Raw genomic sequence first — 21015 nt, 5'->3', positions numbered from 1 at the left:
GGGACAAGGTACCTGTCCCTGTGTCCCATACATAATTCCATAGTTCAAAGAGGAAACTATCTATGCGCATTAAGCATGAGTAAATGGATTGGGGGATAAGATTTGAAGGCTTCGGATTTGTTTGTGAAGTGTTTAGAAAATGAGGGTGTTAGGTATATATTTGGAATCCCTGGTGAGGAAAATACTGATTTTGTTGAGTCGTTGAATGGTTCAGATATTGAATTGATTCTTGTTCATCATGAACAGGCAGCTGCTTTTATGGCTGATGTTTTCGGGCGCCTGACAGGAAAACCCGGTGTTTGCCTTGCTACACTTGGGCCAGGAGCAACCAATTTACTGACAGGGATAGGGGACGCCTATCTAGATCATGCACCAGTGGTCGCCATCACGGGCCAGGCCGGCCTTGAACGTATACATAAGGAATCCCATCAATATGTCGATATTATTGGTGTTTTTGAGAAAGTAACGAAATGGAATCAGCAAATTCGGGTAGCCCATACAATACCTGAAATAGTCCGGAAGGCTTTTAAACAAGCAGTCCTTGAAAAGCCTGGTGCTGTTCATATTGAGCTTCCGGAAGATATTGCGATGACAGAAACTGAGGGTGAGCCTCTTCCAGTCACGCCTATACCTGCTTCGAGTCCTTCAAAAAGAGAAATCCAAAAGGCCGCAGAGGTTATTAACCGCGCAAAAAAACCGATCATTTTAGCCGGGAATGGAGTCTTTCGTGATGGAGCAACAAAAGCACTAAGGGAATTTGCTGAAGCAAAGAATATTCCAGTTGTAAATACTTTTATGGCCAAAGGTGTATTGCCTTCCAATCATCCATTAACCCTTTATACGGTTGGTATGCAGGCGAAGGATTATGTACTTTGTGGATTTGACCAAGCTGATCTTATTATTACCGCGGGATATGATTTTGTCGAGTATTTACCTAAATATTGGAACGATGAAGCAATGAATCCGATTATCCATATTGATAGTCTGCCTGCCGAAGTGGATGCCTACTATCCATTGGCAGCTGAATTAGTCGGTAATGTGAAAGAGGGGATCGAAGCATTAAGTCCTCTTGTAGAAGGTAAAGAGCTTTGGCCGGAAGTGAAAAAGTTAAAAGCGCAGCTGGTTGAAAAACTTCATGCATCTGATGAACTATCTGGAAGTCCTGTTAAACCGCAAAGAATCATTGCCGATATAAAAAAAGCTGAGAAAGGCGAAGCCATTATCATTTCAGATGTTGGGGCACATAAATTATGGATTGCGCGGCTCTATCAGCCGGAAAAGCCTAATCATACCATTATCTCGAATGGATGGGCTTCGATGGGAATTGCGGTGCCGGGTGCGATAGCAGCAAAACTGGCACATCCTGAAAAACCGGTCATTGCTGTTACGGGGGATGGCGGTTTTCTTATGAATGGTGTCGAACTAGCAACAGCAAAACGTCTTGGACTGGCATTTGTGATTGTTATTTTTCATGATGCGAAGTTCGGTTTAATTGAGTGGAAACAACTAAATAAATTTAATCGCTCAAGTGATATTGCTTTTACCGATCCGGACTTTTTGGAGTTTGCCAAAAGTTTCGGTGTGAAGGGTATGAAAGTAAGCCATTCCGATGATTTGCTGCCTGCTTTAGAGAAAGCTATTGCTAGTCAGGAAATTGTTTTAATTGATGTGGATGTCGATTATTCAGAAAACGTCAAACTATCGAAAACACTTGGGGATTACATTTGTAGAATATAGAACCTATCGTTACGGAAAAGGAGGGAATTGATAAATGCGTAAGAAATGGCAATTATGGATTGACGGGCAGTGGCGGGAGGCAAAGACATTTGAACCATTATATAATCCCCACACTAATGAGGAATTGGCCGAAATTGGACAGGCGGAACCGGCTGATGCCGAACTAGCTATAACGAATGCCCATGAAGCGTTCCAAACATTCAAATCCCATCCGGCGCACGCCCGTGCAGAAATTTTAGCAAAAGCCGCTGGCATCATTGAACAACGCAGTGAGGAATGTGCGAAAATCATCGCACTTGAGGGAGCAAAATCCATTCGAAATGCTCGTGAGGAAATTAGCCGTACTGTTCAAACCTATCAATTTGCGGCTGAAGTAGCAAAGAGTAATTATGGTGAACAAATTCCAATGGATGCAGCCAAAGGAGGAGAAAATCGCTTTGGATTTACGATTCATACGCCTATTGGTGTAGTTACTGCTATTACTCCATTTAATTTCCCATTTAATCTTGTCGCCCACAAGGTCGGTCCGGCAATCGCGGCGGGGAATTCGATTGTCTTAAAGCCGGCCGAACAAACACCCTTAAGTTCCTTGTTACTTGCTGAAATTTTTCAGGAGGCTGGGCTGCCAGATGGAGTACTCAACATTATTCCAGGTAAAGGCGAGGTTTTAAGTAAAACCCTAACAGGCCATCCTTATGTAAAAAATGTGACCTTTACAGGCAGTGTGGAAGTCGGGCATATAATTCAACAGCAGGCAGGGTTTCGTAAGCTTACTCTTGAGCTGGGATCAAACTCCCCGTTGATCATTGATGAAGGTGCCGACCTTGACAACGTAATTGAGCCCAGTGTGATGGGGTCGTTCTCCTATAATGGGCAAGTATGTATTTCTATTCAGCGAATTTATGTCCATCAATCACTTTATCAAGAATATTTAGATCGATTCATCCGCAGAACGAAAGAGCTTGTTATTGGTTCACCGCTTGATGAAAAAACAAACATTACAGCCGTCATTTCAAAAAAATCGTTGGATCGGCTTCAGAGCTGGCTTGAGGAAGCCGTTAAAGAAGGGGCAAAGATTGAGTATGGCGGGACAGTGGAAGGGAATATCATGGTACCAACCGTTTTAACGAATGTAAACCGTGATTCAAAAGTGTTCCGTTCTGAAATCTTTGGCCCGATCGTTTGTATTTTCCCATTTGATACATTAGATGAAGCCATAAATGATGCTAACGACTCTCGTTACGGATTGAATTCAGGAATCTTTACACCAAGTATTGAGCGGGCTTTTTATGCAGCACAGCGCTTAGAAACGGGCGGAGTCATTATAAATGACATTCCAACCTTCCGGATTGACAACATGCCTTATGGAGGCTGGAAGGATAGCGGTGTCGGCAGAGAAGGTATAAAATATGCAATGCATGAAATGATGGAGCAAAAATTTATTAGCTTCAAACTAAATGAACATTGATAAGTGGGACAAGGGACAAGGGGACAGGCACCGTGTCCCTTTTTATGTTGTACGAATGGGACAAGGAACCTGTCCCCGTGTCCCAATTAACTGATTAATTAAAATGGAAAGAATATTCTTGACTGTGTAAGCGGTTGAAATTATAATTAACACCATGGAAGAAATTAATCCCCATTTGAGCAAGTGTTATGGGGAGTTCGCAATAAAATCAGCGCATTTTATCGAAAACACAATAAAGTTCTAGTTAATTAATTACATCATGTTAGTAGGGAGAAAATGAGAGTTAAAGATCAGAATTTTTTAAAGAAGCAGAATCAGAGTTTAGTTCTGGAATACATCATTCAAAATGGACCGATTTCTAGAGCTGAGATTGCCAAACATATGGCCATGAGTCCAACGTCAGCTTCCCGAATTGTTGCCTCCTTAGAGGAAGAGCAGCTTATTAAAGAGGTGTATTTGGAAACAGATGAAGTGGGACGAAAAGCTACATATTACACGGCTAATGAGCATTCAGTTGTATTTGTTGGGGTTGAAATTGATGTAGGGGTTGTTCGGGCTGGCTTGATGAATTTAATAGGCGAGTTAATCACCACACGCTCGTTTCAAACAAACACAGATCATTATGAACACGTGGTAGAGTTTATCAAGCAGATGGTAAATGATTTGATCCGTGAACAACAAATTGATAAAGCTCGTATTGCCGGTGTCTGTATCGGTCTGCCGGGGTTAATAGACAATGAAAAAGGTACCGTGGAGTTTTCGGCCCAGTTTAACTGGAGGAATGTTCCTCTTAAACAATTGCTGGAACAAAAACTAGACTTGCAAGTCTTCATTGATAATGAGTTAAAGTTAAAAGCTTTAGCGGAGTATGTGAGTGCGTCGCTTCCTTACAAGAACGTGGTGATGCTTGGGTTTGGTAAAGGGGTTGGCTCGGCACTTATCACAGACGGCGAGATTTACCGGGGGACAAATAATATGTCGGGTGAGATAGGCCATATGACCCTGGATCCTTACGGTGCCTATTGTCCATGCGGTAATTTTGGCTGCTTGCAAACATACATTGCTATCGACTTTTTGCTTGATGAAGCATCCAAAACACAACCGATGGATAGTATGGACGAATTAGCTGCGGCGTACCACGAAAAAGAGAAGTGGGCTGTCAATATCCTTGAAAAGGCGGCTACCTATGCGGGATTAGCCATCAAAAATGTTGTCTGTGCGTATAATCCGGATGCGGTATTTTTGTCAGGTAGTTTAATAGAAGATTATCCGGAAATAGCAGAATTGATCATAGAGAAGCATTCAAACAGTACTTGGTTTCCCGAATCCTATTCATATGAATTGCTAGTTACTCAAATGAAAGGGATGGGTGTTGTAAAAGGTGCAGCACTTAGTGTGCAGCGAAAATTAATCAAAAATTTAGACTTCAAGGGCGGCGCTTAAATATGGAATATCCTGTGATTGCAGAGGAATTCAGAAATCATCAATTGGAAAATGTACATCAAGGTGTCATATGTATTGTCAATGAAAATAAAGAGGTCATTTATCAGAAAGGGGATATTAACCATCCGGTATTTTATCGGTCGGCCATGAAACCCATTCAGGCAATCCCCGTTTTCACAACTGATATTATCGATCAATACCACCTCACCGACGAGGAAGCAGCATTATTCATGGCTTCTCAAAGAGGGGAGAAATACCAAGAGGAAGCACTAATTCGTGTAAAAGAAAAACTTGGTATTGCGGAAAATCATTTGGTTTGTGCCAGCAGTTATCCCTTAAATGATGCACCAAAAATGGAATACATCTTAGCGAAAAAACCCAAACGAAGATTGCTCCATAATTGCGCTGGAAAACATTTAGGATTCCTGGGATATACAAAGGTGAAAGGTTTGAGTGAGGAAGGGTACGAGCGGCTGGATCATCCATTACAGCAAGAGATCTTGCATTATTTATCTGAATTATCCGAAGTCCCAGTCGATGAAATCAAATCGGGAACAGATGGCTGCGGTGTACCTGTACATGCCGTGCCGCTTAAGAATATGGCCATCTCTTACTTGAAATTTGTCAGACCTGAATTAATCGAGGACCAAGCAGCAAGAGATGCCGTCATACATATCGGTGACATCATGAATGCTCACCCTAACATTATTGCTTCACATGACTTTATATGCAGTGTTTTATTAAAAGATAAAAATATCATCGCAAAAGGGGGCGCACAAGGGGTTTATTGTCTTTCGTTGAGAGAGGAAAAGATCAGTATTGCATTGAAGGTCCTAAGCGGGACTGAACTACTTTGGCCATTATTAGTGGCAGAGATTCTTAAAAAACTAAACTATCAAAATGAAGAAACCATTCATGATTTGCTGCAATTAAAACCAGATACCATTTTGAATGATGATGGCATCGTTATCGGTGAAACTAAAATCTACTTATAAAATGCCTAAGTCCACCGTAAGCTCTGCTAAAAATGCACTGCATACTTTTTTCAACCTACAGCATCAAGCGGTGTTCGCAAGTCTTAAGCTAAACCCAAATAAAAAATGATATAAAAAGGAGAAAAAATATGAGGAAATTTGCCGTTTTAGTACTGATCCTGACGCTTGCTCTATTTAGTGCAGCATGCAGCAGTAACAATGCAGGTACATCAGAAAAAACAAAGAAAGCTTCAAGTAAAAAGGAAATCACTATCGCCATTGACCAAAACTTTATCACGCTTGACCCGCATAATGCAGGGGATACGGTATCCATCTTTGGAATCCGTTCCATGTACGAAGGTTTGATTGGTTTTGATAAGGACATGAATGTTGTTCCAGCCTTGGCTGAGTCATTCGATGTTAGCAAGGATGGATTAACCTATAAGTTTAAATTACGTCAAGGCGTCAAATTCCATGATGGAGAGCCATTCAATGCGCAGGCAGTAAAGGCCAACTTCGATCGTGTGATGGATGATGCCAATAATTTAAGTGCAAAACGCAGTTGGAAATATGTCGATTCGATGGAGGTTCTTGGTGACTATGAGGTCGCTTTTAAACTAAAAGAACCGTTTAGTGCCATGATTAATAAGTTCGGAATGGTACCGATGATCAGTCCGAAAGCAATTGAAAAAGGAACAAAATATATTGAAGCAAATCCTGTCGGAACAGGAACATTCAAATTTGTGGAATGGAAACAAGGGAAGACGCTTGAAGTTGCAAAATATGCCGATTACTGGGGCGGGGACCAAACAAATGTAGAAAAAGTGAAGTTCAGCCCAGTTCCGGAAAATGGTTCACGTGTAGCAATGTTAAAAACAGGTGAAGCTGATTTTGTTTACCCAATGCCGCAGCAAAATGTTAAACAATTTAAAAATAATAAGGATGTAACGATTGAAGAATCCCCATCCACCATTGTCCGGTATGTATCCATTAACACATTTATGGATCAATACAAGGATTTAAAAGTTCGTCAAGCTATGAACTTAGCGGTTAACAAAGAAGCTTATATTAAAGTTGTAAAAGATGGCTATGGTCATGTGCTTGATTCGACCATGGCTCCAGAAACACAGTATTATGCAAAACAGAAAGCCTATGAATTTGACGTTAAAAAAGCAAAAGAATTGTTAAAAGAAGCCGGTTATGAAAATGGCTTTAAAGCAGAGATTTGGGGTAATACTAGCTCCGAATCTGTTAAAGGAATGGAATTCATTAAGCAGCAATTAGCACAAATCGGCATTAACGTTACGATTAAGTCGATGGAAGAAGGAACTTTGTCCGACGAGATTTACACACCGGCAAAACCTGAGGATGCAAAGGTCCAAATGTGGTATGTCAGTTGGTCCCCTTCATCAGGTGATGCTGACGGCGCAACCCGCGGCCTGTTCAGCAACGAATACTTCCCGCCAAATGGTGCCAACACTGCTTACTATAATAATGATAAAGTAACAAACTGGATTAAAGAAGCAAATGCTTCAGCAGACCCAAAAGTGCAAGAAAAAATCTATCATGATATCCAGCGTACGGTTTATCAAGATGCACCTTGGATTTTCCTTGCTTCAGATATTAACTTGGCAGGACATAATAACAACCTAGAAGGTGTATATGTAGCACCGGATGGAGCTATCAATATTTCAAAAGCACAATTGAAATAGGTCATTTTTCAATATCAACAACCAAACAAAGGGCTTATGGGAGTAAGCCCTTTCTTCATACACTGGAGGTGTGTTTCTTTGTGGCAATACATAGTAAAACGTCTTGTTAGTCTTATCCCGCTGCTCCTTGTTGTTTCCTTTATTGTCTTCATGTTTATTCACATTATCCCTGGTGATCCGGCACGGCTTTTAGCCGGGAAAGAAGCAACGGCAGAAGAAGTGGAAATGGCTAGAGTAAGCTTGGGGTTGGATAAGCCGTTATATGAACAATATTTTGTTTATTTAAAGGATCTGCTGACTGGAAATATGGGGTATTCGGTAAAATCAGGTGCGGCGGTTAGTCAATTGATTGGTGACCGGATTATGCCAACCTTGGGTCTAACCTTTTTAAGTATTCTCTGGGCACTTGTAGTAGGTATCTTAATTGGAGTCGTTTCTGCAGTATTTCGGAATAAATGGCCGGACCATCTCGGAATGTTTACGGCTGTATCTGGTATTTCTCTTCCAAACTTTTGGGTTGGTCTAGTTCTTATTCAATTATTTTCTGTCCAGCTTGGTATTTTTCCAACAGGCGGAGCGGAAGGCTGGAAGAGCTACATTATGCCTTCTTTCGCTTTAGGAGCGGGGATTATGGCGATGATTGCCAGGTTTACACGCTCATCCCTTGTGGAGAGTATGAAACAGGATTATATCCGCATGGGGCGTGCCAAAGGATTGGGCAGCCGTCAGATTATTTTTGGACATGCCTTAAAGAACTCCTTAATTCCGGTTGTAACCGTTGCCGGACTGCAGTTTGGCTTCTTACTCGGCGGGTCCGTTGTGGTTGAGACGGTCTTCAGCTTTCCGGGACTTGGAACCTTATTGATAGATTCAATTCAATTTCGTGACTATCCAGTCGTTCAAGCTGAAATTTTATTATTCGCCGTTCAGTTTATTGTCGTGAATATGATCATTGATGTTGTATACAGTTATTTGAATCCAAAAATCCGGTATGAGTAAGGAGGGAAGATGATTATGAGCAATCTTCAAACAGAAACTACTTTAAATATAGAACCAGTGAAGACAAAAAGGGATCATCGCTCCCTTCAATTTTGGCGGTTGTTTCGTCGGAAAAAGCCTGCGGTCATATCATTCTACTTTGTTTTGTTCTTGTTTATTATGGCCATCATCGGTCCATTTGTTACACCTTTTGATGCGGCAGAACCTAATTATAATAGTGTCCTAGAGACGCCTTCAGCCAGCCATTGGTTTGGAACGGATGAATATGGGCGTGATATTTTAAGCCGCCTTATCGCGGGGGCAAGAATCTCGCTTTCTGTCAGTGTTTCCGCCGTTACCCTCGGTGCGATTGTCGGGAGTATTTTAGGATTAATCAGTGGATTTGTTGGTAAATGGGTCGATAAATTGATTATGCGTATTTGTGACGTGTTGTTTGCATTTCCTGAATTAATTTTGGCTATTGGGATTGTTGCTATTTTAGGACCTGGTTTAAAAAATGTGATTATTGCGGTTGCCTTTTTCAGTGTTCCTTCGTTTGCAAGGATTGTCCGCGGGGCCACGTTGGAAGTGAAAGAAATGCTGTTCGTTGAAGCAGAAGAATCACTTGGGGCAAGCCGGCTGCGGATTATGTTTAAACATGTGTTTCCGGAGACCTTACCGACCATTATCGTTTATTACACGATGAATGTTGGGACAGCCATCCTGGCAGCAGCAAGTTTGAGCTTTTTAGGTTTAGGTGCGGAGCCTTCTTCACCTGACTGGGGGGCCATGTTAAGTGTTTCAAGAGATTATATTGGGACCGCCTTTCATTTAGTATTTTTCCCTGGTTTAATTATTTTCTTAACCGTTTTGGCTTTTAATCTATTAGGTGATGGATTACGAGAAATGCTCGATCCGAAAATGAAAGACTAGGAGGGTCTATATGTCAGATTTACTAGAAGTAAAAAATCTTAAAACAGGCTTTCAGACTGAAAATGGATTCTTGCCGGTCGTACATGGGATCAGCTTTCACGTCAATCAAGGTGAAATTGTCGGATTAGTTGGGGAATCAGGCAGCGGAAAAAGCGTCACATCTCTATCCATTATGCGACTGTTCCATGATACACGCGGCAAAATTGCGGATGGAGAAATTTTATATAAAGGGGAAAATGTATTAACGTTTCCTGAGAAGAAAATGACGAAATACCGCGGAAAAGAATTGTCGATGATTTTCCAGGAACCGATGACAGCCCTAAATCCTGTATTAACAATCGGGAAGCAGATGCGGGAAACGATTATGCTTCATTTGGGAATGTCCAAAAAAGAGGCACATCAGTATGCCATTGAAAAACTAAAGTCCGTTGGAATCCAGCGGGCAGAGCAAGTCATGGAAGACTTTCCACATCAATTATCTGGAGGCATGAGACAAAGAGTTATTATTGCGATGCAAATCTCATGTAACCCTTCATTACTGATTGCAGATGAGCCGACTACTGCGTTGGATGTAACGATTCAGGCGCAAATTTTGAAATTGATGGAAGAAATTCAACAAAAAACAAATATGGGCATTTTACTAATTACGCATGATCTCGGTGTTGTAGCTGAAATCTGTGATCGCGTCATTGTCATGTATGCTGGGAGAATTGTCGAGGAAGCAAGTGCTGTTGAATTGTTTGAAAATCCGAAGCACCCTTATACAAAAGGTTTGATGGAATCGGCGCCGAAAATCGGCTCGAAAAAAGACCGGTTGAATTCGATTACAGGAACTGTTCCAAACCCGAACAATATGCCGAAAGGATGCAAGTTTGCACCAAGATGTCCTGTCGCCATGGCGGTTTGTCATGAAAAAGAACCTGAGCTGATGGGTGCTGGTAATCATTCAGCGAGATGCTGGTTATTGGATGAAGAGGTCAAGAAAAAGGAGGAAATGCTGAATGCGTGATGAGATTTTAATAGAAGCAAAAAATATAAAGAAGCATTTCCCGATTAAGACCGGCTGGTTTGAAGAGAAAAAGTATGTGAAGGCAGTGAATGACATCTCCTTTCATATTAAAAAAGGGGAAACATTGGGACTTGTTGGCGAATCGGGCTGCGGGAAATCAACGACAGGCCGGCTGCTCAATGGACTTATTCCAGTAGATTCCGGATCGATTATTTTTAACGGAAAAGACTTATCCAACGCAAGTAAGCATGAATGGAAAAAATATCGGCAGAAAATGCAAATGGTATTCCAGGATCCTTATGCTTCCTTAAGCCCGCGGATGAAAATAAAAGATATTTTAAGAGAACCTTTGGATATTCATTTTAAGAAAATGTCTTCAATGGAAAAGGATAAAAGGGTAGAAGACCTTCTTGATAAATGCGGAATCAGCAAATTCCATTTGAATAAGTATCCGCATGAATTCAGCGGCGGGCAGCGGCAGCGGATTGGGATTGCGCGTGCTTTGATTTTACAGCCTGAATTAATCATTGCCGACGAGCCTGTTTCAGCGCTCGATGTCTCCATCCAGTCGCAAATCTTAAATTTAATGAAAGATTTACAGGAAGAGTTTAACTTGACCTATTTATTTATTTCCCATGATTTAAGTGTTGTGGAACATATTAGTGATCGAGTCGGTGTCATGTATTTTGGAGATTTGGTGGAAATGGGAACGAAGGAAGAAATTTTCAACAACCCAAAACATGATTACACAAAAACACTATTGTCCTCCATCCCGCAAATGATTCCAAAAGCAAGAAGAAAACAACTGACTTAGTGGTTTTCCAATAATAGATTGATAAATGACTAGGCAAGTAGAATCAGCCTGACGCGGTTTGGAACGGCTGATTGCTTGTCATTTATGATGCAAGTGAGGAGAAGGAACATGCATATTACTATCGTACCGATTCATGAAGCAAATGATGACATCATTTTTTTCGAAGAGAAATCCTGCACTGAATTTGGCAATGTGCAGCTGATCCCAAAAGGAGAGGAATTGATTGTATACATTGGAATCGGTCAAGATTCTCTTACATTGGAGGATATTCGTTTTTTAGGCGGCATTTCCCGAAAAAGCCTGACAAATGCCAAAGAAGATGCAGCTGTTTCGGCAGAGTTTTCATTGATTATGAATCGGGCAGAGAATCCGGAGCTTGGGCAGGTCATTAGCAGTTTTATGGAAGGCTGGTATTTGGCTGAATATCAATTTTCATCCTATAAAAGGGCTCCGAAACTAAATCAGTTAACCATGCGATGGGAAGAAGAGAGTTTAAGAGAATATGATCATGCAGCACGTATCAGGGCAAATGCCGTCAATCTTGCCAGGGATTTATGTAATGAACCGGCCAATAAATTAACACCCACTACATATGCTGAGCGGCTAAAGCAAGTGTTTCATGAAACAGATGTGACCGTTCAAGTGATTGACGGAGACGAATTAGTAAGCAATGAATTTGCCGGGATCCATACAGTTGCAAAAGGAAGCAGTGAACCGGCAAAGCTTGTTGTCCTGACGCTGGCTCGTGATGCTAGTAAAGAAAAAATCGCTTTAGTTGGTAAGGGCGTTACATTTGATTCAGGAGGAACCAATGTCAAGACCGGTAAAGATATTGGCGAAATGAAAATGGATATGGGCGGCTCGGCCGCGGTAGCAGGTGCGATGAAGCTGCTGGCTGATTCCAACACAGCCGCAAATGTTGTAGCCATTTTGCCGCTTGTGGAAAACCTTGCTGATGGAAATGCATTTTTGCCATCAGATATCATTCGTTATCGAAATGGATTGCATGTAGAAGTAGGAAATACAGATGCTGAAGGGCGTTTGATTCTAGCAGATGGATTGCTATATGCCCAATTACTCGGGGCAAAAACCATTGTCGATATTGCTACCTTAACAGGAAGTATCGGAAGTGCCCTTGGTTTAAAAGCGGCTGGTGTATTTAGTAATGCTGAATCGGACTTGTGGCACTATAAGCAGCTGGGGGATCAAACAGGTGACTATGTTTGGCCAATGCCAGTGTATGATGATTATTTACATTATTTGAAAAGTGATTGTGGAGATGTCAATAATATGAGCAGCTCGCCGTATGGCGGGGCGATTACGGCTGCTTTATTTTTAAAGCAATTTGTAGAAAAAGGAATAAAGTGGGTTCATATCGATATGGCGAATACGGTCCGGCCATGGCGTGAACAGGGCTATTATGTACCCGGCGCATCTGGTTTTGGTGTACGGCTGCTGTTTGAAATGGTCAGATCGGAATTAGCTCAATCACAAATATGACCAATAGAGGGTATCTAGGAAAAGACATTATTATTATTGAGGATTTTTTATGGAGGGGTAATCATGCAATTGGATTGGCCAGAACATTATGGGGATCCGTCCTGGTTTATACATGACCGGTTCGGTATGTTTATTCATTGGGGCCTGTATTCTTTACGTGCCAAAGATGAGTGGATTATGACGCAGGAGAAAATCTCAAAAGAAGAATATGAACAATACTTGGAACAATTTGAGGCTGACCTTTTTGATGCGAAGAAATGGGTAAAGCAAGCTAAGCAAAGTGGTATGAAATATATCGTTTTAACAACGAAACATCACGAAGGGTTTGCCTTATGGGACAGTGCCTATACAGATTACAAAATCACGAACACACCTTACGGAAAAGACGTGTTAAAGGAATTTGTAGAAGCGTGCCGGGAAGAAGAGATGAAAATAGGATTCTACCATTCCGTCATTGATTGGCACCATCCACATTTTACGATTGATGGGCTGCACCCTGCCAGGGAAGATGAGGTCGTAAAACAAGAAAAACGAGATATGAAGATTTATCAAGAATATTTGTATAACCAGGTGGAAGAGCTTGTCACCCAATATGGTAAAGTTGATTACTTTTGGTTTGACTTCTCCTATGGCGAACGAGACTGGGGCTGGTCAAAAGGGAAAGGGGCAGAGGATTGGCGTGCTGAAGAAATTGAAGCATTAATCCTGAAGCATCAACCCCATATGATTATCAATAATCGTCTTGGATTGAATCATGGTGTGTATACGCCTGAGCAATATCAGCCGACAGGAGTTTTAACAACAGCCGACAATAAACAACGTGTATGGGAAGCTTGTCAAACCCTAAACGATCGCTGGACATACAACCCCAATAATTTAAACAGAAAATCAGCGGAAATGATCATTAAATTACTGATTGATACTGTTTCAAAAGATGGTAACCTATTGATGAATTTTGGCCCGACCGCAAGAGGAAATTTTGATGAGGCATCTAGCAAAATTCTTCAAGAGATCGGTGAATGGATGACCTATCACAAACAGTCGATATATGGTGCTGGTCCAGCCGAATTGGCTCCGCCTCAAGACTGTCGTTTAACGAAAAAGGAAGACCGGCTGTTTATCCATATCTTCTCTTGGCCATTTAGAACCATCCATTTAAAAGATTTTCCTTATGAAATTAACTATGCACGCTTCCTGCATGACTATTCCGAGGTTCCTGTAAAACGTTTTGATCCGGAAGATTTAATTCATCATGACCGGCCAGTGATTGCCGAAAATGAGGTCGTTTTGGAGCTGCCTGTCATAAAGCCGGATTATGTGGTTCCTGTGATTGAAATCGGCTTAAAGAAAAGAATTTAAATAGCGGGAAAATAACTTCAGGCATCCAATCTGGAGTTATTTTTTCACCTGAAAACATATTCACCTGAAAATGGATGTTCGTTTACATATTTTTATTTGATACAAGACCTTTTGGAGGGCCTCTTATTTTTACCAACTAACAGACTATAATATTCTAAAGGATGACTAGCATGAAGCAGAAAATAATTGGAATTGACATTGGGGGAACTTATGTCAAGATCGGAATCATCGATTTAAATGGAGAAATTCTATCTAAATGGGAAATTGAAACAAATAAACAAGATCAGGGAAAACATATAATAGATGAGATATGGAGATCCATCCAACATAAAGTAACAGCTGCCGAGCTTGAGCATTCGATCCTTGGTATTGGAATTGGTGTTCCGGGGGTTGTCGATGAAAAGCAAGGCAAAGTTTTGGAGGCTGTGAATATCGGTTGGAAAAACTATGAATTGAAAAAACACTTCGAAGAGATACCAGCCCTCCCTATTCATGTGGAAAATGATGCGAATACTGCGGCACTCGGGGAATGCTGGAGAGATGCGGAAAAACATGATGATATTATGGTTGTGACTTTTGGAACAGGGATCGGCTGCGGAATTATTACGGATGGAAAAGTCTTGCATGGCCATAAAGGGCTGGCAGGAGAAATTGGTCACTTTGTTGTGAACCCCAATGGAAGTCCTTGTAATTGTGGCAGGAGAGGGTGTTTAGAAACCGTCGCATCCGCGACAGGAATCGTGCGCGAAGCCATGAAAGTGGTGGACCAGGAGCCAACCTGCAGACTGGCCATGCTTTATAAGAAAGATGGTCGCTTAACAGCTAAAGATATATTTGAGTTAGCCAAAGAGGGGGACACACACTGTATAGAAATCATCCATCAGATGAATGATGATTTGGGATTAGTTTTGGCTAATGTCGCAACAGTGGTGAATCCAGCTAAAATCTTAATTGGCGGCGGGCTGTCAAAGGCCGGTGATATTTTCTTAACAGGGATCGAGGCATCATTCAAAAAACACTCTATTGAATGGATTGGTGACAATACAAAAATAGAATTTACTAGTTTAGGTAATGATGCTGGAATAATTGGGGCTGCCTATTTAATAAAGAAGGCCGTCTATTTGGAGGCCGTGAAATGATTATTGAGGTAATTGGGACTACATTGAATGATGTGAAGGAAGCAGAATTATACGGCGCTAATCGGGTGGAACTTTGTCAAAGTATGTCCGAGGATGGCCTGACGCCGAGTTATGGTTTAATCAAGTCAGCAGTTGAATCAGTGAACATCCCCATTAATGTTATGGTCCGGCCGCATGATGATTCGTTTGTTTATGATGGAAATGATCTAAAGGTGATGTGTGAAGATATCCGGATGATAAAGAAAATTGGAGCAAATGGGATTGTCATTGGGCCTTTAACAAAAGAAGGGACCATCGATGAAGCGGCATTACAAGCATTGCTAAATGAAGCAGACGGATTAGAAGTCACTTTCCATCGTGCATTTGATTTTGTGAAAGACCAACAAGAAGCACTTGCCACTATTTTAAAATACAAACAGGTTACTACGATATTAACCGCTGGAGGAAATGGACCAGCAGCTGAATTCGTGTCTAATTTGGCGAAACTTGTTGAGCAAACGAAAGACACTCATCTCACGATTATGCCAGGGCATGGTCTTCGTGTGGATGATTTGGCGGAATTTTATCAAGTGGTGAAACCAAACGCCCTGCATTTTGGAACAGGAGCGAGAATAGGTCATACATTTGCTAATGGGATGTCGGAGGAGAAGTTGAGACAGATTCGTGAGTTGTTAATGTAGAATCAAACTCAATGTTCTTGTGATAGACGTAACTAAATTAAGCTTGTCTGATGACTGAAAGTATGAGAATAGGGTTGTAACTAAGATCTTTGCAAAGTGCATAGAGCCTAGGTTGCATTCAGAAGATGATCTCAGTATTGAACTTGCCGATCTCTTTTGGAGTACCCGCATAGGATAAAGCAAATATAAAAGCAGTGTGTTTCTCGTATGAAATCACACTGCTTTTTGTACGTTTATAGGAAGATTATGATAAAAAATTTTTAGCGGCTACTTCAAAGAAACGAAGCAGGAGTGAAAGAAGGTGTTTCTAAACAGAATGGTGAATTTATAAATAATCTTAAAGGAGTGGAGATTAATATGGAAAAAGAAAATAAAGAAATACTGTATTTACATATGATTTTGGCGACAATAGGAGCAATAATTATTCCTTTAACAGCAATTTTAAATGCAAAAAATAGTAACTATTATGAAACTCCACTTATTTTATTTGGTGCTTCATTATTATTGAGTTACATCGGTTTTTTAGAAAAAAAGCTGGAATCAATAATAAATTGGTTTGGACAAGAGTAATAGTTTCTATAATTGGTATTTTAGCTTTTTATTTCTTATTGAAGTAAATGGTTGCTTTCCTTAAAAATTTGGCTGTTAAAATACAGCCTTTTTCTTATTCGACTAACGGAGCAGTAGAGTTTAATAAGATGTGAAATGCTTGGAGGTGTAGGATGTTTAAAAAAAGCATCAGATTTCCCCTGATATATTTTGTAGCCTCAACTGTTTGGCAGTTAATTTTTAACAAAGATATTGAATGGATAAAAAATATAGGTATCTTTTTTATAATGTTTTTGTTTATTTCTCTCTATAATTGGGCGCAAAAACCATATGAATGGAAGAAGGAAAAATAATAGTTATCTTTAGCAAAATGATGGGGACGATTGGTCAATGAAGGCAGTCGCTTATTGTGTTAACTGGCAGGATTATTGAATAAGCAAGGGTTGGGTTTTATTAAGGTAAATATTCCTAAATCGTAAAGTTCTGGCAGGTCAAACAGGCTTTCTTGTCGAAACTTAGACATATGAAATTCATTAAATTGGAGGAAAAAACGATGGCGGAAGTTTTGTTGTTTCACCATGTTTTAGGCCGAACGAAGGGGATTGAAGCAATCGCCGATCAACTGAGAGATGCGGGGCATACAGTGCACGTGCCAGATTTATTTGAAGGCCGCATATTTTCCACGTTGGAGGAAGGCTTGGTATTTGTAAAGGAAATCGGATTTGAAGAAGTGACGGAGCGCGGCGTTCGGGCAGCCAGCGAGCTTTCACGCGATATCGTCTATGCTGGTTTTTCACTCGGTGTCCCGGCAGCACAGCAGCTCGCTCAAACTCGTGAAGGCGCTAGAGGCGCACTGTTTTTTCATGCCTGCCTCCCGACCTCAGTGTTCGAATCTCAGTGGCCGGTCGACTTGCCTGTGCAAATTCACGCCATGAGTGCAGATCCTTTTTTCGTTGAAGACGGCGACATCAACGCGGCCCGTGAGCTTGTGGCGTCGGCCAATCACGCTGAACTTTTTCTATACGAAGGCAAGGAACATCTCTTCACTGACAGTAGTTTACCGTCTTACGATGCTAACGCGACGAAACTTGTGGTCAAGCGGGTTCTCGACTTTCTCGCATAGTTGTTAATGAAAAAATTTTCAGCAACTGGGACATAACTAGACCAAAATAGTAAGAAAAGCGCAGAGCGCCCGTTTAAAAACGTAGCGACTGGAGCAAATCAACTGAGATAATGGATCACGGTGAGCTTGCGAACTAATGATGACTTATCGTAGGGCGAGTTGTGAAGTCGCCTAGTTATTGGCGCTTAGAGCTGGATCAGGAAGCACCACTTTTTATACTTTCTTATCTTTTAAAAAAAGGGTAGCTTCTTATTAAGTAGTCCCGTTTTCGTGGAGAAGCACTGTAAATAGCATATGAATTTGCATAGCTTATAGCATAGTAAATAGTGCTTTTGTTCAATAAGGCTTTGCGATGATCTTCAATAATAGGGCGATATTTTTGAATAAAACTTAGATTTTAAAACGACCATATTGCTAAAACATTCTTTATAAAAAATTATCAACTTTAATGTACAAATGCATTATTATAGAATAATATTTTTGTTGCAAGTGAACACCGATGGTGTTAAACTAGTTAAGTCGCTCTTTATAAGAGTAGATGAGCAAAAAATTAGAAAAAAACTTTCTCTTGTTTTTACATGCACAACGTGGTAAACTATAAAAGTTGCTCGTAAAAAAGAGTGTGGAAGTCAATCGCGATTGAAAAAGTGATGGTTGACAGAATCCAGGGAATGTGAGAAGATAATATTCCTGTCGCTTTTTATAAGTGATATTGTTCTTTGAAAACTAAACAAACAAAAACGTCAACAAACAATAATTATTTATCTCTTTATGAGATGAAGCCAACGTAAAATTTATGAGCTAATCAACTTTCTTGGAGAGTTTGATCCTGGCTCAGGACGAACGCTGGCGGCGTGCCTAATACATGCAAGTCGAGCGAACTTGCGGGAGCTTGCTCCCAAAAGTTAGCGGCGGACGGGTGAGTAACACGTGGGCAACCTGCCTGTAAGACTGGGATAACTTCGGGAAACCGGAGCTAATACCGGATAATTCTTATCAACACATGTTGGTAAGCTGAAAGTCGGTTTCGGCTGACACTTACAGATGGGCCCGCGGCGCATTAGCTAGTTGGTGAGGTAACGGCTCACCAAGGCAACGATGCGTAGCCGACCTGAGAGGGTGATCGGCCACACTGGGACTGAGACACGGCCCAGACTCCTACGGGAGGCAGCAGTAGGGAATCTTCCACAATGGACGAAAGTCTGATGGAGCAACGCCGCGTGAGCGATGAAGGCCTTCGGGTCGTAAAGCTCTGTTGTTAGGGAAGAACAAGTATCGGAGTAACTGCCGGTACCTTGACGGTACCTAACCAGAAAGCCACGGCTAACTACGTGCCAGCAGCCGCGGTAATACGTAGGTGGCAAGCGTTGTCCGGAATTATTGGGCGTAAAGCGCGCGCAGGCGGTCCTTTAAGTCTGATGTGAAAGCCCACGGCTCAACCGTGGAGGGTCATTGGAAACTGGGGGACTTGAGTGCAGAAGAGGAAAGCGGAATTCCACGTGTAGCGGTGAAATGCGTAGAGATGTGGAGGAACACCAGTGGCGAAGGCGGCTTTCTGGTCTGTAACTGACGCTGAGGCGCGAAAGCGTGGGGAGCAAACAGGATTAGATACCCTGGTAGTCCACGCCGTAAACGATGAGTGCTAAGTGTTAGAGGGTTTCCGCCCTTTAGTGCTGCAGCTAACGCATTAAGCACTCCGCCTGGGGAGTACGGCCGCAAGGCTGAAACTCAAAGGAATTGACGGGGGCCCGCACAAGCGGTGGAGCATGTGGTTTAATTCGAAGCAACGCGAAGAACCTTACCAGGTCTTGACATCCTCTGACACTCCTAGAGATAGGACTTTCCCCTTCGGGGGACAGAGTGACAGGTGGTGCATGGTTGTCGTCAGCTCGTGTCGTGAGATGTTGGGTTAAGTCCCGCAACGAGCGCAACCCTTGATCTTAGTTGCCAGCATTCAGTTGGGCACTCTAAGGTGACTGCCGGTGACAAACCGGAGGAAGGTGGGGATGACGTCAAATCATCATGCCCCTTATGACCTGGGCTACACACGTGCTACAATGGATGGTACAAAGGGCTGCAAAACCGCAAGGTCTAGCCAATCCCATAAAACCATTCTCAGTTCGGATTGCAGGCTGCAACTCGCCTGCATGAAGCCGGAATCGCTAGTAATCGCGGATCAGCATGCCGCGGTGAATACGTTCCCGGGCCTTGTACACACCGCCCGTCACACCACGAGAGTTTGTAACACCCGAAGTCGGTGGGGTAACCGTAAGGAGCCAGCCGCCTAAGGTGGGACAGATGATTGGGGTGAAGTCGTAACAAGGTAGCCGTATCGGAAGGTGCGGCTGGATCACCTCCTTTCTAAGGATATAAGCTGGACATATGAGCCAGACAATAAAAGTTTGTTTGATTGTTTCTTGTTTGTTTAGTTTTGAGGGAGCAATTTTCTCTCAAAGCTTTTTTATTCGTTCTTTGAAAACTAGATAATCGTATAGAAGAAGAAACCAAGTAAGAACCGAGTATCGCCATTTTAGTTTTTCTCTCTAAATTTAGAGTAAAACCTTTTAGGTTAAGTTAGAAAGGGCGCACGGTGGATGCCTTGGCACTAGGAGCCGATGAAGGACGGGACTAACACCGATATGCTTCGGGGAGCTGTAAGTAAGCTTTGATCCGGAGATTTCCGAATGGGGGAACCCACTGCTCGTAATGGAGCAGTATCTTTACCTGAATACATAGGGTATTGAAGGCAGACCCGGGGAACTGAAACATCTAAGTACCCGGAGGAAGAGAAAGCAAACGCGATTCCCTAAGTAGCGGCGAGCGAAACGGGAACAGCCCAAACCGAAAGGCTTGCCTTTCGGGGTTGTAGGACACTCAACATGGAGTTACAAAGGAACGGGGTAGATGAAGCGACCTGGAAAGGTCCGCAATAGAAGGTAAAAGCCCTGTAGTCGAAACTTCGTTCCCTCCTGAGTGGATCCTGAGTACGGCCGGACACGTGAAATCCGGTCGGAAGCAGGGAGGACCATCTCCCAAGGCTAAATACTCCCTAGTGACCGATAGTGAACCAGTACCGTGAGGGAAAGGTGAAAAGCACCCCGGAAGGGGAGTGAAAGAGATCCTGAAACCGTGTGCCTACAAGTAGTCAAAGCCCGTTTATGGGTAATGGCGTGCCTTTTGTAGAATGAACCGGCGAGTTACGATTGCATGCAAGGTTAAGTTGAAGAGACGGAGCCGCAGCGAAAGCGAGTCTGAATAGGGCGAATATAGTATGTAGTCGTAGACCCGAAACCAGGTGATCTACCCATGTCCAGGGTGAAGTCCAGGTAACACTGGATGGAGGCCCGAACCCACGCACGTTGAAAAGTGCGGGGATGAGGTGTGGGTAGCGGAGAAATTCCAATCGAACTTGGAGATAGCTGGTTCTCTCCGAAATAGCTTTAGGGCTAGCCTCACGTTGTTAGAGTCTTGGAGGTAGAGCACTGTTTGGACTAGGGGCCCTCATCGGGTTACCGAATTCAGACAAACTCCGAATGCCAAAGACTTATCCGTGGGAGTCAGACTGCGAGTGATAAGATCCGTAGTCAAAAGGGAAAC

General features: G+C 42.2%; 15 protein-coding genes and 2 rRNA genes (1 of these 17 cut by a window edge). All 17 read left to right on the top strand.

What is annotated here, in order from left to right; all coding sequences use genetic code 11:
• Nucleotides 1–102: 102 nt before the first annotated feature.
• Nucleotides 103–1737, top strand: coding sequence for an acetolactate synthase large subunit (locus A6749_RS10355; protein ID WP_066389014.1), 1635 nt, complete (start codon nt 103–105; stop codon nt 1735–1737).
• Nucleotides 1738–1771: 34 nt separating this feature from the next.
• A complete protein-coding gene (locus A6749_RS10350; protein ID WP_066389010.1) occupies nt 1772–3205 on the top strand; it encodes an aldehyde dehydrogenase family protein in 1434 nt (477 codons plus the stop codon).
• A 276-nt stretch (nt 3206–3481) separates the two neighbouring features.
• The gene (locus tag A6749_RS10345) at nt 3482–4648 is read left to right on the top strand and encodes an ROK family transcriptional regulator (RefSeq protein ID WP_066389007.1); all 1167 of its coding nucleotides are present in this window, start codon (nt 3482–3484) and stop codon (nt 4646–4648) included.
• Nucleotides 4649–4650: 2 nt separating this feature from the next.
• Nucleotides 4651–5643, top strand: coding sequence for an asparaginase (locus A6749_RS10340; RefSeq protein ID WP_066389005.1), 993 nt, complete (start codon nt 4651–4653; stop codon nt 5641–5643).
• Nucleotides 5644–5771: 128 nt separating this feature from the next.
• A complete protein-coding gene (locus A6749_RS10335) occupies nt 5772–7334 on the top strand; it encodes a glutathione ABC transporter substrate-binding protein (RefSeq protein WP_066389004.1) in 1563 nt (520 codons plus the stop codon).
• 78 nt (nt 7335–7412) lie between these two features.
• Nucleotides 7413–8333 carry an ABC transporter permease gene (locus A6749_RS10330; RefSeq protein ID WP_066389002.1) on the top strand — a complete coding sequence of 307 codons (921 nt, stop codon included), beginning with the start codon at nt 7413–7415 and terminating at the stop codon, nt 8331–8333.
• 15 nt (nt 8334–8348) lie between these two features.
• A complete protein-coding gene (locus A6749_RS10325) occupies nt 8349–9245 on the top strand; it encodes an ABC transporter permease (protein WP_066389001.1) in 897 nt (298 codons plus the stop codon).
• A gap of 10 nt (nt 9246–9255) precedes the next feature.
• Nucleotides 9256–10254 (top strand): ABC transporter ATP-binding protein, encoded by a 999-nt coding sequence (locus A6749_RS10320; RefSeq protein ID WP_066389000.1) that lies wholly within the window; start codon nt 9256–9258, stop codon nt 10252–10254.
• On the top strand, nt 10247–11068 hold the full coding sequence (locus tag A6749_RS10315) for an ABC transporter ATP-binding protein (protein WP_084797785.1): 822 nt from the start codon (nt 10247–10249) through the stop codon (nt 11066–11068). Before A6749_RS10320 ends, A6749_RS10315 begins: the two co-directional genes overlap by 8 nt.
• 108 nt (nt 11069–11176) lie before the next feature.
• A complete protein-coding gene (locus tag A6749_RS10310) occupies nt 11177–12568 on the top strand; it encodes a M17 family metallopeptidase (protein WP_066388999.1) in 1392 nt (463 codons plus the stop codon).
• A 63-nt stretch (nt 12569–12631) separates the two neighbouring features.
• On the top strand, nt 12632–13927 hold the full coding sequence (locus A6749_RS10305; RefSeq protein ID WP_066388998.1) for an alpha-L-fucosidase: 1296 nt from the start codon (nt 12632–12634) through the stop codon (nt 13925–13927).
• Nucleotides 13928–14097: 170 nt separating this feature from the next.
• Nucleotides 14098–15066, top strand: coding sequence for an ROK family glucokinase (locus A6749_RS10300; protein ID WP_066388995.1), 969 nt, complete (start codon nt 14098–14100; stop codon nt 15064–15066).
• Nucleotides 15063–15746: a copper homeostasis protein CutC gene (locus A6749_RS10295; RefSeq protein ID WP_066388988.1), complete on the top strand. Its 684-nt coding sequence runs from the start codon at nt 15063–15065 to the stop codon at nt 15744–15746. The genes A6749_RS10300 and A6749_RS10295 overlap by 4 nt, the downstream gene beginning before the upstream one ends.
• Before the next feature lie 357 nt (nt 15747–16103).
• On the top strand, nt 16104–16316 hold the full coding sequence (locus tag A6749_RS10290; protein WP_066388986.1) for a hypothetical protein: 213 nt from the start codon (nt 16104–16106) through the stop codon (nt 16314–16316).
• A gap of 532 nt (nt 16317–16848) precedes the next feature.
• Nucleotides 16849–17418 (top strand): dienelactone hydrolase family protein, encoded by a 570-nt coding sequence (locus A6749_RS10280; RefSeq protein ID WP_066388982.1) that lies wholly within the window; start codon nt 16849–16851, stop codon nt 17416–17418.
• Nucleotides 17419–18229: 811 nt separating this feature from the next.
• A 16S ribosomal RNA gene (locus tag A6749_RS10275) occupies nt 18230–19779 on the top strand.
• A gap of 206 nt (nt 19780–19985) precedes the next feature.
• Nucleotides 19986–21015 (top strand): 23S ribosomal RNA (locus A6749_RS10270) (it continues 1906 nt past the right edge of the window).
• Together the 16S and 23S rRNA genes form the textbook arrangement of a ribosomal RNA operon.

This window comes from Neobacillus mesonae, assembly GCF_001636315.1.
GTDB classification, from domain to species: Bacteria; Bacillota; Bacilli; order Bacillales; family Cytobacillaceae; genus Neobacillus; species Neobacillus mesonae.
The sequence above is the reverse complement of the archived record's forward strand: the minus strand, read 5'-3'. Positions and strand labels throughout refer to the sequence as shown.